This window comes from Yinghuangia sp. ASG 101, assembly GCF_021165735.1.
Lineage (GTDB): Bacteria > Actinomycetota > Actinomycetes > Streptomycetales > Streptomycetaceae > Yinghuangia.
In genome coordinates, this window is sequence record NZ_CP088911.1 from 6780286 (window position 1) to 6803193 (window position 22908).

General features: G+C 72.4%; 9 protein-coding genes and 1 pseudogene. 4 read left to right on the top strand and 6 right to left on the bottom strand.

The genetic code is table 11. The features are described 5' to 3' along the window. Window positions 1-3 precede the first annotated feature (3 nt). Both LO772_RS29040 and panD read left to right on the top strand, forming a co-directional pair. Window positions 4-213, top strand: a complete 210-nt coding sequence (locus LO772_RS29040) for an MbtH family protein (RefSeq protein WP_231774981.1) — start codon at window positions 4-6, stop codon at window positions 211-213. Window positions 214-226: 13 nt separating this feature from the next. Further along, on the top strand, window positions 227-649 hold the full coding sequence (panD, locus tag LO772_RS29045; RefSeq protein ID WP_231774982.1) for an aspartate 1-decarboxylase: 423 nt from the start codon (window positions 227-229) through the stop codon (window positions 647-649). A gap of 144 nt (window positions 650-793) precedes the next feature. Here the strand turns inward: panD and LO772_RS29050 are convergent, their stop codons facing one another. Both LO772_RS29050 and LO772_RS29055 read right to left on the bottom strand, forming a co-directional pair. Continuing rightward, window positions 794-1078, bottom strand: a complete 285-nt coding sequence (locus tag LO772_RS29050) for a hypothetical protein (protein ID WP_231774983.1) — start codon at window positions 1076-1078, stop codon at window positions 794-796. A 161-nt stretch (window positions 1079-1239) separates the two neighbouring features. Beyond that, the gene (locus LO772_RS29055; protein WP_231774984.1) at window positions 1240-2325 is read right to left on the bottom strand and encodes a methyltransferase domain-containing protein; all 1086 of its coding nucleotides are present in this window, start codon (window positions 2323-2325) and stop codon (window positions 1240-1242) included. 401 nt (window positions 2326-2726) lie between these two features. Here LO772_RS29055 and LO772_RS36445 point away from each other — a divergent pair. Continuing rightward, window positions 2727-2909 (top strand): annotated as a pseudogene (locus LO772_RS36445) (Scr1 family TA system antitoxin-like transcriptional regulator); the annotation flags it as partial. Between the two features lie 53 nt (window positions 2910-2962). Beyond that, a complete protein-coding gene (locus tag LO772_RS29065) occupies window positions 2963-3145 on the top strand; it encodes a DUF397 domain-containing protein (RefSeq protein ID WP_231774985.1) in 183 nt (60 codons plus the stop codon). Window positions 3146-3281: 136 nt separating this feature from the next. Here LO772_RS29065 and LO772_RS29070 read toward each other — a convergent pair whose 3' ends face one another. From LO772_RS29070 to LO772_RS29085, 4 genes are all read right to left on the bottom strand, one after another. Beyond that, window positions 3282-3674 (bottom strand): hypothetical protein, encoded by a 393-nt coding sequence (locus LO772_RS29070; RefSeq protein WP_231774986.1) that lies wholly within the window; start codon window positions 3672-3674, stop codon window positions 3282-3284. Window positions 3675-3818: 144 nt separating this feature from the next. After that, window positions 3819-4886, bottom strand: coding sequence for an ABC transporter substrate-binding protein (locus tag LO772_RS29075; RefSeq protein WP_231774987.1), 1068 nt, complete (start codon window positions 4884-4886; stop codon window positions 3819-3821). A gap of 6 nt (window positions 4887-4892) precedes the next feature. Then, a complete protein-coding gene (locus LO772_RS29080; protein ID WP_231774988.1) occupies window positions 4893-14840 on the bottom strand; it encodes a non-ribosomal peptide synthetase in 9948 nt (3315 codons plus the stop codon). Further along, window positions 14837-22897 (bottom strand): non-ribosomal peptide synthetase, encoded by an 8061-nt coding sequence (locus tag LO772_RS29085; protein ID WP_231774989.1) that lies wholly within the window; start codon window positions 22895-22897, stop codon window positions 14837-14839. The genes LO772_RS29080 and LO772_RS29085 overlap by 4 nt, the downstream gene beginning before the upstream one ends. Window positions 22898-22908 lie beyond the last annotated feature (11 nt).

Sequence of the window (22908 nt, forward strand, 5' to 3'; positions counted from 1 at the left end):
GGCGTGACGAACCCGTTCGACGACGAAGACGGCACCTTCCTCGCCTTGGTCAACGACGAGGGACAGTACTCCCTTTGGCCCGAATTCCTGAAGGTGCCCGACGGCTGGACCGTGGCCCACGGGCCCGCCTCCCGGGCCCTGTGCCTGGAGCACATCGAGACCGCCTGGACCGACATGCGACCGCGAACCCTCGTGGCCGCCACCGAGAACTAAAAGCGAGGAACCAGTGCTGCGCCAGCTGCTGAGCGGAAAGATCCACCGCGCCAAGGTGACCCAGGCCGACCTGCACTACGTCGGTTCGCTCACCATCGACGAAGACCTCATGGACGCCGCCGGCATAGCCGAGAACGAGGTCGTCCAGGTGGTCGACATCGACAACGGCGCCCGTTTGACCACGTACGCCATCCGCGGCCCCCGGGGCAGCGGCGTCATCGGCATGAACGGCGCCGCCGCCCGCCTGATCCAGCCGGGCGACCTGGTCATCATCATGGCCTTCGGCCTCGTCGACGAAGAGGAGTTCGCCAAGCACGAACCCCGCGTCGTCCACGTCGACGCCGACAACCGCATCATCCACCTCGGCACCGACACCTCCGAACCGGTCCCCGGCTCCGACCAGATCTCCGGCGCCACCGTCGCATCCCTGGCCTGACTCCCTGTGCGGGCTGCCCAACCAGGCGGCCCGCACAGGCCGTTCGCGAGTCAGGCTCCGCCGACGCAGGGCAGGCTACAGACCACCTGCTTGCCAAATGGGTATGGCGAACCTGCCAACCAGGTGCGAGCAAGTCGATGATCCTCAGGCCACGCCCCGACTCGGCGTCGGGTCGTCCAACGCAGCCTCGGGGCGGAGCGGCAGCCCGTCGTCTTCCGGATCGTGGACGATGACGGTCACAGAGCTGAGTCCGGCATTGATCACGATGACCAACGGCACGAACTCTCCGCAGGCACGAATCGAATCGCCGATCAACTCGGAGCGCACCAGTTGGACGTTCGTGGTTGTTTCGTCGTCAATTCCCGCCTCGCAGAGGGCTTTCTCCGTAAACTCGCGAACGAACTGCAAGTGGCACGCGGTCGCGGTCATGTGAACGACCGCGCCGCGTGGTCCTTGACGACAAGGAGAAGCCCGGCCCGGTTGCGGCGCGTTCTTCCGCAACGACGAACATAGGCACCCTCCGATCAGCGGTCGGCGACCGCTTGACAGCGAGTCAAGAGCACAAGTGGGGGGCGGTTCAGGGCACGGCGCTACGCGTCGCCGAAGGAGACCAGCCGTTCAGACGAGTCGAACCACACATCCCGGCGAGTGCGTTCGCCGGTCGGCAGGAAGCGAAGTCTCAGGTCGTGCGGACCCGGTCGCCCGTTGTCGAGCCACCAGCGCAACCCGTGACAGTAGTCGCGGATGATGGCGGAGTCACCGGCGATCGTCATCGCGTGGTGCTTGCCGAATCCGACGGATGCGTAGTCACCGTCGCGTTCCAACCACAGGACGCGACCGTCCGAGTCGTCGTGAGTGCCGGACAATCTGAACGTAGTTCCGGAGAGTAGACCCATGGTGAATTCGTCATCACGGTCGGCGGGGGCCTCGATGTCGGACCACGTGACGGGTAGGTCTGCTTTGGTGCTCTCCCCGGTGTCCGGCCAGTCGTGCCACGCGGTGGAGCGTTGCGAGCGGGCTTTCATGAACGCCAGCCGTTCGCCCAACTGCCCGATTCCGGTGCCGTCGGTCGTGCGCAGGATGAGCAGTCGTTCCGCGCTGTTGTCGCTGGACGGTCCCCACGGCAGCACAAGCGTGCCATTTGGGCACTGCCGCAACCACGCCGACGGAATGTTCTGGATTCCGCATGTGACATGGACTCTGTCGAAGGGCGCGCCACTGGCCCAACCGGCGAGCCCGTCAGCGCACACCACTTCCGCATCGATGTCGGCGGACGCAAGGCGCTCACATGCTGCGGCCATAAGTGCGGGGTCAACTTCGATCGACACGACAGCCCCGGCGTTGCCGACACGGTCTCTGAGCAGTGCCGCGGTGTAGCCCGTGCCCGTGCCGATCTCCAGGACACGATGCCCCCTACGGATGTCGCACGCGTCGAGCATGGTCCGGACAAGCTCGGGCATCGACGCCGAGCACGTCGCCAGCCCTTCGGGGTCTTCGCTTGTGCCGTCGTCCCATTGGGTAACAAGTGGGCAGTTGGCGTACGCGGCTGTCTGCCACGCCTCCGGGGCTTCGCGCCGGTCGATCCGAACAGATCTGCCATCGACGTTCCGCCAGACGACGTCAGGCAGAAACGGCGTTCGGTCCCTCCCCAGCAGTTCCAGCGAAGCGTTCTTCACGTGACCGTCCCGGTTCCGTTGCAGCGCCCGCAGGCACGCTCCTCTTCCCTGCCATCGTGGTTGACGATGATCTTTCCGGTGCCCTTGCACAGCGCACACGGCACGGGCTTTTTGTGCTTCGCCGTGCGGATTGCACTGCTGGCGCTCCCGGCCGCGCTCGCACCGGAAGGGGTTCGTGTCGGCATGCGATCCCCTTCGCCCTCTTACCCCGCAGGCTCTTGCGGGCTGTATTCATTGTGTGCCCCGCCGACAGGTTGGGGCAATCTGTTGTGAACCAGCGTGGGGTTTCGACAGCTTCGACCACACCCGGCGCTGCACTGCCTTGATCCAGCCGGACATGGTGCGCGCTGACTCGCCCGGCTATTGGGTGCCGCCGCCGATCCGAGGATCACTGTTCAAGTGTGCTCCGCTTCGACGCGGGCGAACACCCCGCCATGGGTGGATCGTTGACTCTGCTGACCATGTCTGGTGACGAACCCGATGTTGCCTACACCGAAGGCTCGGACTATGGGCGCTTGGTCGAGGATGCCAGCGATGTACGCGGGTATGAACTGACATACGATCAAGTCCTGGCGCATGCACTTCCCCCCGAACATGTCGCGGCGCGTGATCGCAACCGCGATGGAGGACACAGGCCGTGGAGAGAACATGGCGAAAGAGCAGCTCCAGCAACCAAGCAGGCGGGGACTGCGTCGAAGTCGCCGAGCACGCTTCCGGCACCGTCCCCGTCCGTGACAGCAAGGATGTTGCGCGCGGCTTGCTCGCAGTCTCGGCGTCGTCTTGGGCGTCACTGACGGACGCTCTGAAGTTGCCGGACTGACACACCCGAGAACGCAGAACAGTCCCGACGGGAACGAGCAGGTTCCGGCCGGGGCGTTCCGCCTGGTCCACGAGAACCCCAAGGCGTTGTTCTTCAGGAGCACCGGCATAGCGGTCTCTACCTACGGGCCGTTCACTCACGCGCGGTGCGCGGTGCTCAGATCGCCAACGCGGCTTTCAACCCGCAAGCGATGTTCACCATGCGCAAGGTCGGTCACCTCGTGCATGTGATCGGTCTCCCCACGTTGCTGCGCGGGCGCGTATGGCGCGGAGTGCGGCGCGGCCTCGTCGTCCTGGGCTGCCGCCAAGGCCGCGTAGCCGCTGAGCGTCACTTGCTCGGTCAGTGCGGCACGGCCGGCGACCGGCAAGGCGTGCAGCGCCTCGGCTTCGGAAACCTGGCCGCCGAGCTCTATGCCGGTCACCGCTGCCAACGCCTCGCGCTCGGCGCTGTCAGGTGTCCGCAAACGCTGAATGTGCTCGCGATCCTCGACCGTCAGGGGCACGCTCTTTCGAATCCCGGTGTCCGCCATGGGGCTACTGTGCATCGAAAATTGATGCACAGAAAATCGTGTGCGTGAGGCATTCTCTGCGGCAGGAAATCGATCAGACGGTGGCACCGCGACGGCCCGTGTGCTCCGCGGGTGCGGGGCGCACGGGCCGTGAGGGGCCTGGGGTCAGGACGCGGCGGCGGCCTTGGCGGCCTGGGAGATGCGGGGGAGCAGGTTGTCGATGAGCCAGTCGATGGAGAGGACCGTGGCGTTGCGGAGGGCGTAGAAGTTGTTCGCGTCGAGGACGATGTACGAGCCGCGCTTGACGACGTTCAGCTTCGCGAACTGCGGGTTCTCCTCGATGCCCTTCTGGACGCCGGCGTCGTCGTTGTAGGTGGTCAGGAGGACGTCGACATCCAGGAGGTCGAGGCGTTCCAGACTCAGTTGCGCCGAGAAGCCCTCACCGGGGAGCCCCGCGATGTTGTCGGGGTGCGTCATCCCGAAGCCTTCGCGCAGCATCTTGACGGAGATGTCCTCCTTGTCCTTGAGGACCAGGACCGACCCGGTGTCCTGCGCCATGGTGAGCGCGAAGGTCTTGCCGGCGATCTCCGGGTACTGCGTCTTGACGTTCGCCGTCTTCGTCTCCAGGTCGCCGACCAGCTTCTGCGCCTCGGCCGACTTGCCGAGGGCCTGGCCGACCTGGAGGACGACCTGCTGCCAGCTGTCCTGCGACGGGCCGACCTGGTACGCCGTCGTCGGGGCGATCTTGGAGAGCTTGTCGTACTCGTCCGCGACCCAGTAGTCGGTGCCCGCGAGAATCAGGTCCGGCTTGAGCTTCAGGACCTCCTCGATGGGGGCGCCGTTGTCTCCCATGTGGATCAACTGCGGCTTGTCGCCGACGATCTTGGGCTCCGCCCACGGCGTGACGGGTGTCGTCTCGACCATGCCGACGAGTTGGACGCCCAGGGCCAGGGCCGCGTCCTGGTCACCCTCGCCGAGGGCGACGATGCGCTTCGGCGCCTCCTTGATCGTCGTGGTCCCCAGCTTGTGGGTGATCGTGACGGGGTACGCCGCCGCATCGGGCGTGGCCGGTGCGCCCGCCGACGGGGCGTTGCTCGCACCGGTGTTGGTCGCGTCCTTGTCGTCGTCGTCGCTGCCGCAGGCCGCGAGGGAGAGGACCAGGGCCGCGGTGACGCCCGCGACGACGGCGCGGGTGCGGCGGCGCAGGAGGCCTGAGGTTCCGACTCTGTGCATGGCTGTTTAGAGCCCTTCTTGTGGGTGGGTTGCGTCCAGTCCGCGGCGGAGCAGCGGGCCGAGGTCGTCGACGGCCGATGGGGAAAGCAGGTCGTCGTGCTCGTGGTCGACGGCGGTCTCGCGGACCGAGCCGTCGCAGTGCGCCGTCCATGCCGCGCGACCGGTCCGGTCGGCGTTCGCGCGTACGGCGACGCACAGGATGTCGCCCTGATACGGCCCGAACGGCACGGCCGGGACGAGGAATTCGTGTGCGGTACGGGCCCGCAGGAGCGCCGCGACGACCTCGTCGCCCAACTCGGCGGCCACATCGGGTGCGCCCGGGTCGTCGGCCGAGGGTCCGGAGACCGCGCGCCGCAGGTGTTCCCGGGCGTCGTCGTCACCGAAGCCGGCCGCGGTGTCGGGCGGGAGCGGTACGGCGGGTTCGGCGTCGAGCAGCGCGAGGAAGCGCACGTCCTCCCCGTCGCGTTGCAGCACGCACGCCACCGCGTGTGCGACACCGCCGCCGAAGGACCAGCCGAGCAGGTGGTACGGGCCGTGTGGCTGCACGGTCCGCACGCGGCGGACGTACGCGTCGACCAGGTCCTCGAAGCGCTCCGGGGCCGGGCCGCCGGAGAGGATCGGCGACTGGAGGCCGTACACCGGGCGTTCGGGTTCGACGTGCGGCAGCAGGGCCGCGTACGACCACGCGAGGCCGAAGCCGGGGTGCACGCAGAACAGCGGCGGCAGGTCGCCGTCCGGGCGCAGGGCCAGCAGCGGCGCGAGCGAGGGGTCGGCGCCGCGGTCGGTGCGCAGCCGGTCGGCGAGGGCGGCCGGGGTGGGCGAGGTCATGACGGTGGCGACGGTTACCGATGTCGGGTCGGCGACGACGCCGGCGCGGCGGATCGCCCCGACCAGCCGCACCGCGAGCAGCGAATGCCCGCCGAGGGCGAAGAAGTCGTCGTCGACACCGACCCGGGGCAGGTCCAGGGTCTCGGCGAACGCCCGGCACAGGGCCGCCTCGTGCTCGTCGCGCGGGCCGCGCGACGACACCGACGCGGACAGGTCGGGCACCGGGAGGGCCGCGCGGTCCAGCTTGCCGTTGACCGTGAGCGGCAGCGCGTCGAGCCGGACGAACGCGCTCGGCACCATGTAGTCGGGCAGGCGGGCCGACAGCCAGGCGCGCAGTGTCGCGGGATCGGCGGTGCCGACCACGTACGCCGTCAGTGCCGTGCCCTCGTGGGTGGGGACGACGGCGTTCTGGAGGATTTCGGGGTGGGTGCCGATGATGGTTTGGATTTCGGTGGGTTCGATGCGGTGGCCGCGGATTTTGATTTGGTCGTCGGTGCGGCCGAGGTAGTCGATGGTGCCGTCGGGGCGTTGGCGGGCGAGGTCGCCGGTGCGGTAGAGGCGGGTGCCGGGGGGTCCGTAGGGGTTGGCGGTGAAGCGTTGGGCGGTGAGGGTGGGGTTGTTGAGGTAGCCGCGGGCGAGTCCGGTGCCGGTGATGTAGAGCTCGCCGGGGGTGCCTGGGGGGACGGGTTGGAGGTGGTGGTCGAGGATGTGGGTGGTGGTGTTCCAGATGGGGGTGCCGATGGTGGGGGTGTGGCTGTCGGTGGTGCCGGCCCCGAGGGTGTTGATGGTGTATTCCGTCGGCCCGTACAGGTTGTAGCCCAGGACGTCGTCGGTGTCGCGCAGCGCCGACCACACCGCGTCGGAGACCGCCTCGCCGCCCAGCAGCACCAGGCGCGGCCGGTGTCGGCCGTTCGCCGGGTCGGACTCCAACAGGCCTTCGTCCAGGAGGTGTTCGGCGTAGGTGGGGGTGACGTTGATGACGTCGATGTGGTGGCGGTTGATGTAGTCGGTGAGGGCGTGGGCGTCGCGGCGGAGTTCTTCGTCGCAGACGTGGACTTCGTGTCCTTCGACGAGCCAGAGGAGTTCTTCCCAGGACATGTCGAAGGCGAAGGAGACGGTGTGGGCGATGCGGAGGCGTCGTGTGGCGTGGGTGACGACGGGGTCGAAGATGTGGTGGCGGTGGTTGTACTGCATGTTGGTCAGGCCGCGGTAGGGGGTGACCACGCCCTTGGGGCGCCCGGTCGAGCCGGAGGTGTAGATGACGTACGCGGGGTGGTCGAGGCGCCGCGCGTCCGACCGCACGAAATCCGGACGCTCCGCATCCGTCAGGTCCGCCCCCGACAGCGCGTCGAGCCCGTCCCGCACCGCCGGTGCGTCGAGCCGCACCGCGTCGGCGACGCCGGGCAGCGCGGCCGTCGTCGTCAGGACGCACACGGGGTTCGTGTCGGCGAGCATGTACGCGATGCGGTCGTCGGGGAGGTCGAGTTCGAGGGGGAGGTAGGCGGCGCCGGTCTTGAGGACGGCGAAGAGCGCGGCGACCATGTCGGCGGTGCGGGGCAGGGCGAGCGCGACGGTCTTCTCGGGTGCGGCGCCCTGGGCGCGGAGGAGGCGGGCGATGCGGTTGGCGCGTTCGTTGAGTTCGCGGTATGTCCACACGGTCGGCGTGGGCCCGTCGGGGTCCTGGACCACGGCGGTGTCGTCCGGTGACCGCGCGGCGCGTTCCTCCAGCAGGTCCGCGATCGTCAGATCGGGAACCGGCCGCGCGGTGTCGTTCCACTCGACCAACACCCGCCGCCGCTCCGCCGCTGACAACACGTCGAACTCGCCGATGCGGCGCGTCGGGTCGGCGGCGATCTGCTCCAACAGCCGGATCAGGCGCCGCGCGAGCGCCGCACACGTGCCGTGGTCGAACAGGTCGGCGGAGTATTCGATGCCGATCTCGACCGGTCCGCCGCGCTCCAGCGACTGGTCCGCCTCGCGGAAGATGAAGTCCAGGTCGAACTTCGCGGTCGTCGGGGTGAAGCGCTCCACGGTCGGCGCGATCTCCCCGAACCGTACCTCGCCGACGTTCTGGTTCTGGTGCCCCACCATGATCTGGAAGAGCGGGTTGCGGGCCAACGACCGTACCGGGTTCAGTTCTTCGACCAACCGCTCGAACGGCAGGTCCTGGTGGGCGAACGCGGCCAGCGCGGTGTCGCGGACCCGGGCCAGCACGTCGCCGAACGCCGGGTTGCCGCTCAGGTCCGCCCGGATGACGACGGTGTTGACGAAGAAACCGATGAGGTCGGCGAACGCCTCCTCGTCGCGCCCGGCGACCGGGCTGCCGAGCGGGATGTCCTCACCGCCGCCGAGCCGGTGCAGCAGCGTGGCCACCGCGCTCTGGAACAGCATGAACGGGCTCGCGCCCGCCGCCCGGGCGATCTCGCGGAGCCGGTCGGCCAGTTCGGCGGGAACGACGGACTCGACGGTGCCGCCCCGGTAGCTCGCCACCGACGGACGCGGCCGGTCCGCGGGCAGCGGGACCTCCTCGGGCGCCCCGGCCAACGTCTCGCGCCAGTAAGCGAGTTGCGCGGCCTGACGGCTCGACGGGTCGGCCGGGTCGCCGAGCAGGTCGCGCTGCCAGACCGTGTAGTCGGCGTACTGCACCGGCAGGTGCTCCCACGAGGGAGCCTCGCCCCGGCAGCGCGCGGTGTACGCGGCGGAGAAGTCCTGGGCGAACGGCCGGACCGACCACTCGTCGAAGGCGATGTGGTGGAACACCGACAGCATGATGTGTTCGTCCGGGCCGACCGCGAACACTGTGACGCGCAGCGGCAGATCGACCGCGAGGTCGAAGGGCCGCCGGGTCGCCTCCGCCACCGCGGCGGCCACCCGGGTCTCGTCCGCGCGCCCGTCGGCCGACGACGGCTCGACCAGGTCGGTGAACTCGACGGTGGTACGCGCCTGTTCGGGACTCAGGACGTGCTGGAACACCTCCGCGACGCCGTCCTCGGACGCGTCGGACTCCACACACAGGGTCCGCAGTGTCTCGTGCCGGTCGGTCACGTCCTGCACCGCCGCGCGCAGCGCCGCGAGGTCGAGCCTGCCGCGCATCCGGGCCGCGATGGGTTCGTGGTACGCGGCGCTCGCGGTGTCGAACTGGCTCAGCAGCCACAGCCTGCGCTGCGCGAACGACAGGGCCACCGGGCCGCGTTCGGTGCGCGGCGCGGGCACCGGCCGGGCCGGGCCGGCGTCCTCGGGGGAGACGCGCTCGGCGAGCGCGGCCGGGGTCGGCGCCCCGAAGACGTCGCGGATCGCCAGGTCCACGCCGAGCGTCGCGCGGGCCTTGGCGGCGAGCCGGGCCGCGAGCAGGGAGTGCCCGCCCAGGTCGAAGAAGCTGTCTTCGGCACCGACGTCCGCGACGCCGAGCACTTCAGCGAACAGGAGGCACAGCGCCTTCTCCGCCGGGGTCGCGGCGGCCCGCCCGGGTTTGCGCCCGGCTCCCGCGTCGGGAGCCGGCAGCGCCTCGCGGTCGAGCTTGCCGTTGACGGTCAGCGGCAGCCGGTCGAGGACGACGAAGGTGCTCGGCACCATGTATTCCGGCAGCCGTTCGCGCAGGTAGGCGCGCAGGCGCGGGACGAATGTGCCCGCGTTGCGGCCGGCGGCGGGGCTGTTGGCGTACGCCGCGAGTGATCCCCGGCGTGCGCCGCTGACGGCGTACGTACCCATGACCGCGGCGGTGTCGGCACCCTCGGGCCGGGAGAACACGGCGTCGAAGGCGCCCGGCGCCCCCGGCGTCCACGTCGCGGCGACCACGTACCCGTGGTTCTCGCCCAGCGCGTACAGGACTTCGGGTTCGACGGCGAGCGGTGCGGATCCGTCGCCGGCCGGTGCGGAGCGCAGCGCGGCGCGGGCGTCGGCGACGGTGCCGCCGTTCTCCAGCACGCGCACCGCGCCGAGTTCGCCGGACAGGCGGGCGTTGGGGACCCCGGTGACCCGCAGCGTCGCGGGGTAGTCGTCGCGCAACCGGGCTGCCAGCGCGTCGAGTTGCCCCGGGTCGTCGGATCGCCACGCGAGCGTCGGGGCGGTGTGCAGGGGCGTGGCGTCGGTGACCGGACGCCGGTGCAGGACGACGTCGAAGCGGTGCCGCGACAGCTCGTTGTGGTGGTGGCCGCGCTTGATCCGCAGGTCCACCCCGCCGAGCTGGGGCAGTTGCTCCGCGAGAGCCGCGAAGTAGTCGGGGTCGATGAGGAGTTCCTTCTCCAGCAGCACACCGCGCTCGATCGCCGCGCGCACCGGCCCGTCGTCCGCGTCCGAGGCCGCCTGGCCCAGGTGGATCGCGGTGTGGAACGCCCGGATCAGCCGCAGGTTGCGGACGTCCCCGATGAACACCGAGCCGCCGGGTACGACGAGGTCGAGGGCCTGGCGCAGCACCCCGGTCAGGTACGCGGCGCTCGGGAAGTACTGGATGACGGAGTTGACCACGACCGTGTCGAAGAACCCGGTGGGCATCGCGGACAGGTCGTGTGCCGCGGCGGTGCGCAACTCGACCTTGGCCGCGAGCGCCGGGTCGCGGTCGTCCAGCTCGCGGCGGAGCTTGGCGATGACGGGGGCGGCGAAGTCGGTGCCCCAATAGGCCTCGCACAGCGGCGCGATCCGCCCGAGGATCAGCCCGGTGCCGACGCCGATCTCCAGCACCCGGCGCGGACGCAGGGCCGCGATCCGGCTGACCGTCTCGTCCCGCCATTCGCGCATGTGCGGGACGGGGATCGGGCCGCCGTCGTAGCTGCTGTCCCATCCCGCGAAGTCCTCGGTGAAGACGGCGGTGTTGATCTCGGTGTACTCGTCCGCGTAGATCTGCCGCCACTCGGCGACCTGTTCCGCCTCGGACTCGGCCAACCGCGCCCGGACCGGGGCGTCTTCGGCGTCTTCCGGCGTCGCGTCCGGGTCGGCGGGCACCACGTAGGCGGTCAACTGCACCGAACCGTCCGCGGCGGCCGTGGGGACGACGGCGTTCTGGAGGATTTCGGGGTGGGTGCCGATGATGGTTTGGATTTCGGTGGGTTCGATGCGGTGGCCGCGGATTTTGATTTGGTCGTCGGTGCGGCCGAGGTAGTCGATGGTGCCGTCGGGGCGTTGGCGGGCGAGGTCGCCGGTGCGGTAGAGGCGGGTGCCGGGGGGTCCGTAGGGGTTGGCGGTGAAGCGTTGGGCGGTGAGGGTGGGGTTGTTGAGGTAGCCGCGGGCGAGTCCGGTGCCGGTGATGTAGAGCTCGCCGGGGGTGCCTGGGGGGACGGGTTGGAGGTGGTGGTCGAGGATGTGGGTGGTGGTGTTCCAGATGGGGGTGCCGATGGTGGGGGTGTGGCTGTCGGTGGTGCCGGCCCCGAGGGTGTTGATGGTGTATTCCGTCGGCCCGTACAGGTTGTAGCCCAGGACGTCGTCGGTGTCGCGCAGCGCCGACCACACCGCGTCGGAGACCGCCTCGCCGCCCAGCAGCACCAGGCGCGGCCGGTGTCGGCCGTTCGCCGGGTCGGACTCCAACAGGCCTTCGTCCAGGAGGTGTTCGGCGTAGGTGGGGGTGACGTTGATGACGTCGATGTGGTGGCGGTTGATGTAGTCGGTGAGGGCGTGGGCGTCGCGGCGGAGTTCTTCGTCGCAGACGTGGACTTCGTGTCCTTCGACGAGCCAGAGGAGTTCTTCCCAGGACATGTCGAAGGCGAAGGAGACGGTGTGGGCGATGCGGAGGCGTCGTGTGGCGTGGGTGACGACGGGGTCGAAGATGTGGTGGCGGTGGTTGTACTGCATGTTGGTCAGGCCGCGGTAGGGGGTGACCACGCCCTTGGGGCGCCCGGTCGAGCCGGAGGTGTAGATGACGTACGCGGGGTGGTCGAGGCGCCGCGCGTCCGACCGCACGAAATCCGGACGCTCCGCATCCGTCAGGTCCGCCCCCGACAGCGCGTCGAGCCCGTCCCGCACCGCCGGTGCGTCGAGCCGCACCGCGTCGGCGACGCCGGGCAGCGCGGCCGTCGTCGTCAGGACGCACACGGGGTTCGTGTCGGCGAGCATGTACGCGATGCGGTCGTCGGGGAGGTCGAGTTCGAGGGGGAGGTAGGCGGCGCCGGTCTTGAGGACGGCGAAGAGCGCGGCGACCATGTCGGCGGTGCGGGGCAGGGCGAGCGCGACGGTCTTCTCGGGTGCGGCGCCCTGGGCGCGGAGGAGGCGGGCGATGCGGTTGGCGCGTTCGTTGAGTTCGCGGTATGTCCACACGGTCGGCGTGGGTCCGTCGGGGTCCTGGACCACGGCGGTGTCGTCCGGTGACCGCGCGGCGCGTTCCTCCAGCAGGTCCGCGATCGTCAGATCGGGGACCGGCCGCGCGGTGTCGTTCCACTCGACCAACACCCGCCGCCGCTCCGCCGCCGACAACACGTCGATGTCGGCGCAGCGCCGCCCGGGAGCGTCCGCGAACGCCTCCAGGACGCGCGTGTAGCGGTCCGCGAGCGCGTCCGCCTCGGCGCGGTCGAACACCCCTTCGTGGTACATCGCGCGCAGCCGCGTGACCTGGCCCGGGCTGACGACGAACGACAGCGGGTAATGCGTCGCGTCGCGGACCGTGTGGCCGACCACGCGGACACCGCCGTCGGGGCCGAAGCCGCGGTCCTTGTCCGGGAGCCGGAGGTTCTGGAACACGAAGAACGTGTCGAAGAGCGGCCCGAGACCGGCCCCGGCCTGGATGTCGCTCAGCCCCAGGTACTGGTGGTCGAGCAGGTCGGTCTTCTCGTCCTGCACCCGCCGCCACAGCTCGCGCGGCGACTCGGCCGGGCGTACGCGCAGGCGCACCGGGACGGTGTTGAACAGCAGGCCGACCGTCGTCTCCACGCCGTCGACATCGGGGTGGCGCCCCGACACGAGTGAGCCGAAGGTGACGTCGTCGCGCCCGGTCAGGCGGCCGAGCAGCACACCCCAGGCGGTCTCGTAGAGCGTGCCGACGGTCACCCCCGCCTCGCGCGCCCGGGCGGTGAGCCGCGCGACCAGATCGGCGGGCAGCTCGCGGCGGAACTCCCGGGCGGAGTCCAGCGTCGCGCCCACGCCGGTGCGTCCGCCGTCGGCCAGGAGTGTGGGCTCCTCCAGGTCGGCGAGGTACGTCCGCCACGCGTCCGAGGCCCGGTCGCGGTCGCGTCCGGCGAGCCATTCCAGGTGTGCGCGGAACGGCGTGACGGGACGGGCGAGTTCGGCTTCGGCGTCGGTGTAGGACTCCAGGAGGGAGGTGAGCAGCAGGCCGCCCGACCAGCCGTCGACGAGCGCCACTTCGGACGTCATGACGAGGCGGTAGGCGGTCTCGCCGACCCGCGCGAGCCCGAACCGGATCAGCGGCGGCCGGACCGGGTCGAACGGCTCCTCGCGCTCGCTGTCGGCGAACACCTCGAACGCGGCGTCGACATCCACCGGCGGCACGCCGTCGTCGGTGAGGTCGGCGTACGTGAAGGGGACGGTGAACCGCTCCGGGACCACCTGGCGTGTCACGTCGTCGACGGTGACGAACCCGGCCCGGAGGTTCGGGTATTTCTCCAGCACCCGGCGGGCGGCCTCGGCGAGCAGCGTCGGCCGCACGGGCCCGTCCAGGAGCAGCACGGCCTGCTGGACGTAGATGTCGCTTTCCTCACCGCCCATCAGGAGGTGGAACAGCAGGCCTTCCTGGAGCGGCGACAGCGGCAGGACCTCGGCGACGCCCGGGCCGCCCAGGGCCGCGTCCAGGGTGCGGATCAGGTCCGGGTCCGAGTCGGCGTCGGGGGCGTGGGAGGCGTCGGAGGTGTCGGAGGTGTCGGACGCGCGCGGCGCGGGGATGTCGCGGCTGGCACCGGCCGAGTCCCGTTCCGGCAGCAGTGGTTCGAGGGCGTCGCGCCACGCGGTCACCAGGGCGGCGGCGTCCAGTTCCGGCAGGGCCGTGGCGTCGGCGGTGGCGGTCAGGCGTACGAGGCCGCGGGCGGGGTCGGTCCAGGCGCCGAGCCGCAGCGCGTACCGCGAGGGGGCGGTGGCGTTCGTTTGCGCGTCGAACGACGCGTCGGCCGCCCGGAGTTCGGGGCCGTCGCCGAAATCGGTGCGGCCGTACTCCAGGAGCACACCGGGTTGGGCGGCGTCCGCGAGTGCGGCGGAGGTCTCCCGGCCGAGGTACAGCGCGGTGCCGAAACCGGCCGCCGAGGCGGCGTCGGCCGGTACGGACGCGCGGACGGCCTCGGGCCCGGCCACCTCGTCGTCGGATCCGGCGGGCAGGTCGAGCAGGACCGGGAAGACCCTGCGCAGATCGCCGACCGTGCGCGCGAACCGCCCGTCGTGGCGGTCGCGGTCGTCCTCGGCGACATCGACGAACACGTGGCGGCCGGGGACGGCGGCACTCCGCGCGAGTGCGCGTACCGCGGCCGAGAGCAGCGACTCCCGGGGCACGGCGTCGGGGACCTCGGTGGTACGGCCCGCGGCGGGCGCGAACTCCACCCAGGAGGTGACGAGTTCGCCGGTGTCCCGCGCCGCGGCGGCCTCGGCGTCGAAGGGTTCGTACGACACCCATGGCTCGGCCGGGCCGTCATCGCCGAGTTCGTCGACGCGGTCGGCGAGTTCGAGCCAGGGAGCGGCCCGGTCGACCAGGTCGTCCGCCTCGGCCTCGGCCGCGAGCACCGCCGCGTAGTCGCGGTGCGCGGGCCCGGCCGGGGATGTGTCCGCCTCTTCCGGCGCGCCGAGGGCGGACCGGAGTTCGGGGACGAGGACGACCCACGACGTCGCGTCGGCGCGGGCCGTCGACAGCGCGACGACGAGGAGGCCGTCCGCTCCCGCGCCCCGGTCGACCCACGCCGCGGCGGCGGACGCGCCGTCGTCGATCGCGGCGCCGACCGCCTGCTCGGCCGCCGCGAGGGCGCCGGCGTCGCCCGTCTCGCCCGCCGTGACCGCGAACTCCCCGCACCAGCGCACCTCGTCCAGCGCGTCGTGGCGCCGGAGTGCGGCAGGCACCGTGGTGCGCACGGAATCCGCGGCACCGCGGGCAGCGGCGAGCACGCGTACCGTCGCGGTCGCCCGTCCGAAGGCCTCGCGGCGCCACTGCGCCGCGGGCGTGGCGCCCGGGGTCGTGGTCGGTTCGGTCGTGAAGGCGTGGATAGTGCTCAAGTCGTCCGCCCAGAGTCCGTGTCGGTCGGAAGGGTCGAGGTGGCGGGGGCCGCGGGTGCGTCCGACGCGCCGGACGGCGACGGCGGGGCCGTCCCGGGGGCGGCGGTGCCGGACGGGCCGGTCGGCACACCGGAAGTCGCCGACGCGCCCGGGGGCGGCGGCGGGGCAGGGGGGCCGGACGCCGCCGCGTCCGCGCCGAACCGCTCCGGGGTGGCGGGCCCTTCGGGAGCGGTTCCGGTCCCGGAGGCCGCCGCCCGCACCCACCGGTCGAGGAGGTCGTGAAGCCATGCGCCCGCGACCGGGCCGTGCGTGGCCAGACGCAGTCGGCACACCGTCTTGTCGCCGTCGGCCCGGCACGCGAGTGCCGCCTCGACCGTCCAGCGCGGGGAGGACCCCCACGACGCGGCGATCCCCGACGCGTCGGTGAACCGGCCGTCGCGCAGCACGATGCGCGGCACCGCCGGAAGGGCCAGCGCCCGGGCACCGCCACGACTCGCGAAGCGCAGGGCGGTGTACGAGGCGCCTCGGGCGTCCCGGTCGGCCACGTCGGGCAGCGGACCGTGCGCGTCGAACGCGAGCGGATACACGTACCCGAACGCTCCGAGCGGCTGCCCGGTACCGGGCGCGAGGTCGCGGCGCGGGTCGACCATGCGCTCGATGACCAGGCGTTCGGCGTCCGCGGCCGACTGGTCGCGCAGCGCCGCGAGGAAGGCCGCGGCGGCGATTGCGCGGGCGTCGGCCGCGCCGCCCGGCAGCAGGATGGTGGCCTCCGGCCCGCCCTCGGCCGCGGCGTCCGCGCCGGGGGTGCCGTCGGAGGTCGGCGGCTCGGCGGGCGTCGCACCGCGCAACTCCTCCGTCCACCAGGCCGGTTCGGTTGCCGTCGAGTCGGTCGGCGCGGCGGCGTCGGCGCGCGGCGGGGAGTCCGTGTGCCGCGCGGCGAACGCGACGACCGCCCCCGCGAGTTCGTCCGCGACGGCCTCGACGGAGGTCTCGTCGACCGCGAGCGGATGCGCGACGACGAGGACCCGGCCGCGACCGTCGGCCGCGCCGGGAATGCCCACGACGCGCAACGAGCGGCCCTCGGTGACATCAAGGCGCTCGGCCGCGGCCCGGACCTCCCGGTCCACGACCTCCGCGAGGTCTTCGGGCCGGGTCGGCGCGGTCACGGTGACCGGGGCCTCGTCCGGGCAGACTGGCGCGACCGAGGTACGCCACAGCCTGCGGCTCACGGGCGTGACCACGAGCCGCAACGCGTCGTGCCGCGCGATCAGTGCGGCACAGGCGGGAGCCAGGCGGTCCCACGCGGCCGTACCGGACGGAAGGTCGCGCACCAGCGCGATGTGGCAGCCGTGCGGCCCGGCGGATCCGGCCTGTTCGCGCAGGATGTGCAGGAGCGGCGGGGCGGAGACGACGCGCGGTTCCGCCGGGGCCGTGGCCTCGGGAGTGTGGGGCGCCCGGGGATCCTCGGCCGGTCCCGTCGCCCCGGCCGCCTCGAACGCGGGATCCACCGCGACGACGCGGGCCAGCGCGGCCACGCTCGGGTTGCGGAACAGGTCCCGAACGGTGAAGCGCAGCCCGGCCTTTCGTGCCCGGGCCGCCAACAGCGTCGCCCCGATGCTGTCGCCGCCGAGCGCGAAGAAGCTCTCGCGGGCTCCCACGCGGTCGGCGTTCAGGAGTTGGGCGAACAGCCGTGCCAGTGCCTCCTCGACCGGTCCGGACGGCGGCACCGACGCCGCGGGCTCGGCGCGCTCGGGATCGGGGAGCGCGTTGCGGTCGACCTTCCCGCTGGCGTTCGTCGGCAGCGCGTCGAGGACCACCACCGCGGCCGGGACCAGGTATTCGGGCAGCCGGTCGGTCAACTCGGCCCGCACGGACTCCGGTTCCGGTGCCGCCCCGGGAACGGGAACGACGTACGCCACCAGCCACGGCGCCCCGGTCGGCCCCGGCCGACTCGACACCACCGCCGCTCGCACATCGTGACGCCTCGTCAATTCCGCCTCGATTTCGGCGGGTTCGATGCGTATGCCGCGGATTTTGGTTTGGTGGTCGGTGCGGCCGTGGTAGGTGAGGGTGCCGTCGGGGTGTCGGCGGGCGAGGTCGCCGGTGCGGTAGAGGCGGGTGCCGGGGGGTCCGTAGGGGTTGGGGACGAAGCGTTCGGCGGTGCGGGCGGGTTGGTTGAGGTAGCCGCGGGCGAGCCCGTGACCGGCGAGATACAGCTCACCCGTCACCCCGGGGGGTACGGGGGCCAGGCGGGCGTCGAGGACGTAGGCGCGGGTGTGGCTGATGGGCCTGCCGATGGGGACGGCTCGGCCGGTCGCGGTGGGGTCGGCGGCGTGGGCGAGGCTGTCGCCGGCGGCCTCGGAGCAGCCGTACAGGTTCACCAGCCGCGCGCCCGGTGTCCGGGCCGCGACCGTGTCGGCGAGGGACGCGGGCAGCGCCTCACCCGACACGATCCACGTGGTGACGGACGCCAGTGACCCGCGCCCCGCACCGTCGAGCATCGCCGCGAGCACGCTCGGGACCACGGTCACGACCTGGATGCGGTGGCGGTCGATGAGGGCGGTGAGCGCGGCGGGGTCGGTGGCGGTGGTGTCGTCGGCGATGACGAGGGTGTCTCCGGCGGTGAGGCCGCCGAGGAGTTCGGTGGTGCCGTCGATGAACGTCAGCGCGCTCTTCGCGATGCGGGTGCGCGGCGTCGGATGGCCGATGTCGGGGGAATCGTGGCCCCAGCGCAGGCGGTTCGCGAGAGCGCGCTGCGTCCCGGCCACGGCCTTCGGGCGACCCGTCGAACCCGACGTGAACACGACATACACCGGCGAGTCGGGGCTTACGGCCGGACGTTCGCCGAGGCGTGCGCCCGTCGCGACCGCGTCCTCCGGCCGCAGGATCGGGACCGCCGTGGCGGGCAACCGCTCGGGGGCCGCGCACACGACCAGGTCGGGCCGTGCGTCGTCGAGCATCATCGCGATGCGTTCGCGCGGGTGGTTGAGGTCGAGGGGGAGGTACGCGGCGCCGCAGCGCAGCACACCGAGCAACGCCGCGACCAGGTCCACGCCGCGGGGGAGCGCCAGCGCGACGACCGGTTCGGCGCCCGCCCTCGGGCCGCCCGCGCGCAACCGGTGCAGGACGGCCGACGCGAACTCGTCCGCGCGGGCGTCGAGTTCCGCGTACGTCCAGCCGGTGTCGCCCGCGATCACCGCGACGCGGTCGGGCGCATCCGCGATCTGACGGTCGATCAGCGCCGCGACCGGGCTTCCGGCTTCGGCCGCGGTCTCGGCGACCGGAGGCTCGGCGTCGACGTCCCCCAGCAAGGCCTCGCGCTCGGCGGGCGGCAGAACGGGGGCCGCGCCGAGCCGCAGCGCCGGGTCGGCGGTGACCGCGTCGAGCAGGAACGCGAACCGGTCCAGCAGCCGGACGACGGTGTCGTGCTCGAACAGATCGGTGGCGTACGACGCGTGGACGGCGATGCCGTCCCCCCGCGTCTCCACGAACCGCAGTTCGAGGTCGAACATCGCGGCCGTCGACTCGGGCAGGAACGCCTCGGCCTCGGTGCCGGAGAGGCCGAAGTCGATCTCCTCGGCACGGTGGTGCGCGATCATCACCTGGAAGACCGGGTGCCGGGCCGCCGAGCGCTCGGGGTTGAGCCGGTCGACCACCCGCTCGAACGGGACGTCGGCGTGCGCGAACGCGGCCAGGTCCGCCGAGCGCACACGGGCCACGAGTTCGGAGAAATCCGGGTCGCCGCCGACGTCCGTGCGCAGCACGACGCTGTTGACGAAGAAGCCCACCACGTCGTCCAGGTCCTCGTCGGTGCGCCCGGAGACGGGCGCCCCGAGCACGATGTCGGCGCCCGACCCGTGCCGGTGCAGCAGCGCCGCGACACCCGCGTGCAGCACCATGAAGACGCTGGCCCCGGTGTCGTGGGCGACGCGGCGTACGCCGTCGGCGAGGGCGGGCGACAGCGTGTGCAGGACACTGCCGCCTCGGTGCGACGGGGTCGCCGGGCGCGGGTGGTCGGCGGGCAGCGGCGTTTCGGCCGGCGCACCGCGCAATGCCTCGTCCCAGTAGGCCAGTTGCCGTTCGGCCAGCGGCGTCGGCCGGTCGCGTTCGCCGAGGAGGGCGCGCTGCCACGCGGCGAACGCGGTGTAGCGGACGGCCGGTGTGTCGCCGAATACCCGGGTGCCCCCGCCGGGCAGCGCCCGGGTGTTCCGGCGCCCCTCGTACGCGCGGGCCAGGTCGGCGAGCAGCGGTGTGAACGACCAGCGGTCGGCGGCGGCGTGGTGCAGCACCAGGACCAGCACGGCGGCGGGGGTGCCGTCGGACTCCGCGCGCAGGAACAGCCCGGCCCTGACCGGGAGATCGGTGTCGAGCCGGAACGTCCGCGCGACGAGCGCGGATATCTCCGCGTCCAAACGCTCCGACGACCAGGTGCCGGCCTCGACGACGTCGAACCGCAGCCAGGCGGCGGAGTCCGCGACGGGCAGGACGCGTTGCACCGGCAGGTCGTCGGGGCCCGCGCACAGGACCGTGCGCAGCGCCTCGTGCCGCGCGACGACGTCGCGCAGGGCCGCCCGCAGCGCCTCGGGGTCGATCGTGCCGCGCAGGCGCACGCCGAGGGGCAGGCAATAGGCGGCCGACGAGCCGCGTACCTCTTCGTCGAACCACAGCCCGGCCTGCGCGAACGAGGCCGGGGCCTCGACCGTGCCGGTCGCCGCGTCACCGTGGGGGGTGCGCGCGGTGTCGGCGAAGTCGCGCACCCTGGGGCGGACCGGCGGGGCCTCGGCGACGAGGCGGCCCAGTGCGGCGACCGTCGGGGCGTGGAAGATGTCGGCGACGGACACCTCCACACGCAGCTCGCCGCGCACGCGGTTGGCCACCCGGGCGGCCAGGAGCGAGTGGCCGCCGAGGGCGAAGAAGTCGTCGTCGACGCCGAGTTCGTCCGGCGTCCGGCGCAGGAACTCCGCGAAGACCGCGAGCAGGGCGTGTTCGCGGTCGTCGGACGGCGCGCGGCGCGTCGTCGTCGCGGACGCGGCGGACGGTGCCGGGAGGGCCGCGCGGTCGACCTTGCCGTTGGCGTTGAGCGGCAGCGCGTCGAGCACGACGAACACGCCCGGGACGAGTTGCGCGGGCAGCGTCCGCGCGAGATCGGCGCGCAGTGCGGCGGGATCGAGAACGGCGCCCGGGGCGGCGACGACATAGGCGCACAGGACCGGCTCGGGTGGGACGGCGGTGACGGCCGCGCGGGCGACATCGGGGCGCGCGACGAGCAGCAGCTCGATTTCGGCGGGTTCGATGCGTATGCCGCGGATTTTGGTTTGGTGGTCGGTGCGGCCGTGGTAGGTGAGGGTGCCGTCGGGGTGTCGGCTGGCGAGGTCGCCGGTGCGGTAGAGGCGGGTGCCGGGGGGTCCGTAGGGGTTGGGGACGAAGCGTTCGGCGGTGCGGGCGGGTTGGTTGAGGTAGCCGCGGGCGAGGCCGTGACCGGCGAGATACAGCTCACCCGTGACGCCCGGCGGCACCGGGGACAGATACGCGTCGAGAACGTACGCCCGCGTTTCCGCGATCGGCCGACCGATCGGCACGCCCTCCCCGGACGAGCGCGACGGCGTGGCGCCCACCGTGTGGGCGAGGCTGTCGCCGGCGGCCTCGGAGCAGCCGTACAGGTTCACCAGCCGAGCGCCCGGTGTCCGGGCCGCGACCGTGTCGGCGAGGGACGCGGGCAGCGCCTCGCCGGAGACGATCCACGTCCGCACCGATCCGAGCGAGCCGGGCGCGGCGGTGTCGAGCATGGTGTCGAGCAGGCTGGGGACCGCCGTGACGACCTGGATGCGGTGGTGGTCGATGAGGGCGGTGAGCGCGGCGGGGTCGGTGGCGGTGGTGTCGTCGGCGATGACGAGGGTGTCTCCGGCGGTGAGGCCGCCGAGGAGTTCGGTGGTGCCGTCGATGAACGTCAGCGCGCTCTTCGCGATGCGGGTGCGCGGTGCGGGGTGGCCGATCTCGCCGGAATCGCGGCCCCAGCGCAGGCGGTTCGCGAGAGCGCGCTGCGTCCCCGCGACCGCTTTGGGACGGCCGGTCGAGCCCGAGGTGAACACCACGTACGCGGGTGAGTCCGGGCTGACGGCCGGGCGCTCGCCCAGCGGTCCGGCGTCCGCCGGGACGGTGTCGACGCGCAGCACCGGAACGCCGGAGTCGGGCAGTCGGCCGTCCTCCGCGCACACGACCAGGTCGGGCCGTGCGTCGTCGAGCATCATCGCGATGCGTTCGCGCGGGTGGTTGAGGTCGAGGGGGAGGTACGCGGCGCCGCTGCGCAGCACACCGAGCAGTGCCGCGACCAGGTCCGCGCCGCGCGGAAGGGCGAGGGCGACGACGGGTTCCGCACCGGCGGGTCGCGACCTGCCGAGAATCGCCGCGGCGAACGCGTCGGCGCGCGCGTCCAGTTCCGCGTACGTCCACGTGGTGTCGCCCGCGATCACCGCGACGCGGTCGGGCGCATCCGCGATCTGGCGGTCGATCAACGCCGCGACCGGGCTCGGGGCGAGGGCGGTGCCCGAGAGCGCGTCGGCGGATGTGCCCGTGGTGGCCGGTGCCGACGTGAGGGCCGCGATCTCGTCCCGGGTCAGCAGCTCCAGGCGGCCGACGGGGGTGTCGGGTGCCGCGATCGCCGCGGCGAGCACGGTCTCCAAGTGCCCCAGCAGCCGGTCGACGGTCTCGGCGGCGAGCAGGCCTTCGCGGTACGTCGCTTCGACGACCAGCGATCCCGGACGCAGGAACCCTTCCAGGGCCAGGTCGAACTGCGTCGTGCCGTTGTGGATGTGCCGCCACGTGGTGCGCAGGCCCGGGAGCCCCAACTCGCCGAGATCCTGCGTGAGCAGCCCGAACATGGTGTCGAACAGGGGTGTCCGGCCCGGCCGGCGCGGAGGCCGCACCGCGTCGAGGACCGCGTCGAACGGCGTGTTCTGGTGGCCGAACGCGTCACCGCACACATCGCGGAGCCGCGCCGCGGCCTGACGGAACGTCAAAGGCCGGTCGCCGTCGGACAGATCGGCGCGCAGCACGACGGTGTTCCCGAAGTTGCCGACCAACCGCGCGACATCGGGGTGGGAGCGGTCCATCACGAGGGTGCCGACGGGAATGTCGGTGTCGCCGGTGTAGCGGTGCAGCACGACGGTGAACGCGGTGAGCGCCGCGGTGAACGCGGTGACGCCTTCGCGGGCCGCGAAATCGCGAAGCGCGTCGGCGACTTCCGGGGCGAACGCGCGCACCCGGCGACCGCCGCGCTCCTCCGACAGCGCGGGCCGCGGGCCGTCGGCGGGCAGCGCGGTCGGGGTCGGGACCGGCGCCAGCCGCTCGCGCCAGAACGACAGCCCGGCCTCGGGGACGGGACGCCCGCGCTCCCACGTGGCGAAGTCGGCGTACTGGACGCGCGGATCCGGCGGCGCGTCGGCCGTGCCGGTCGTCCCGGCGAACCGGCCGTACAGGTCGGCGAGATCGCGCGACAGGACGCCCCACGTGCCGCCGTCCCACGCGATGTGGTGGACGACCTGGACGAGCGCGTGCTCATCGGGGGCGAAGCGCAGCAGTTCGTACCGGATCGGATGGTCGCGGGACAGGTCGAACGGCCGCGACGCGAGGCGTACCGCGTGGCTTTCGGCCTCGGCCGCCCGGTCGTCGGCGGCGATGTGCGTCAGGTCGCGGACCGGCAGCGGCGCGGGCGACCCGACCGGCGACACCGCTTGGTACGGATCCCCGGCGGCATCCACCCGGTAGGTCGTGCGCAAGACTTCGTGCCGGGCCAGGAGGCCGTGCAGCGCGTTCCGCAACGCCTCGGTGTCGAGAGGCCCGGAGATCGCGACGGCGAGACAGCCGTTGTACGACGTGCTGCCCGGGTACATCCGATGGTGCGTCCAGAGGCTGTGCTGGACCGAGGACAGAGGGGCGCGGGCCGCCGGGTCGCGGACGGGGATCGCGTCGTCGCGGCGGTTCGCCTCCAGGCCGGCGTCGGCGCGGAGACGGCGCAGGAGTTCGCGGCGTCGGGCGGCGGCGTTGCTCGGGCTGTCCAATGGCGTGGCCT

Coding starts and splice junctions, on each gene's coding strand:
- LO772_RS29050 (WP_231774983.1), bottom strand. CDS start 1,078: ATGACCGCGACCGCGTGCCACTTGCAGTTCGTTCGCGAGTTTACGGAG.
- LO772_RS29075 (WP_231774987.1), bottom strand. CDS start 4,886: ATGCACAGAGTCGGAACCTCAGGCCTCCTGCGCCGCCGCACCCGCGCC.
- LO772_RS29070 (WP_231774986.1), bottom strand. CDS start 3,674: ATGGCGGACACCGGGATTCGAAAGAGCGTGCCCCTGACGGTCGAGGAT.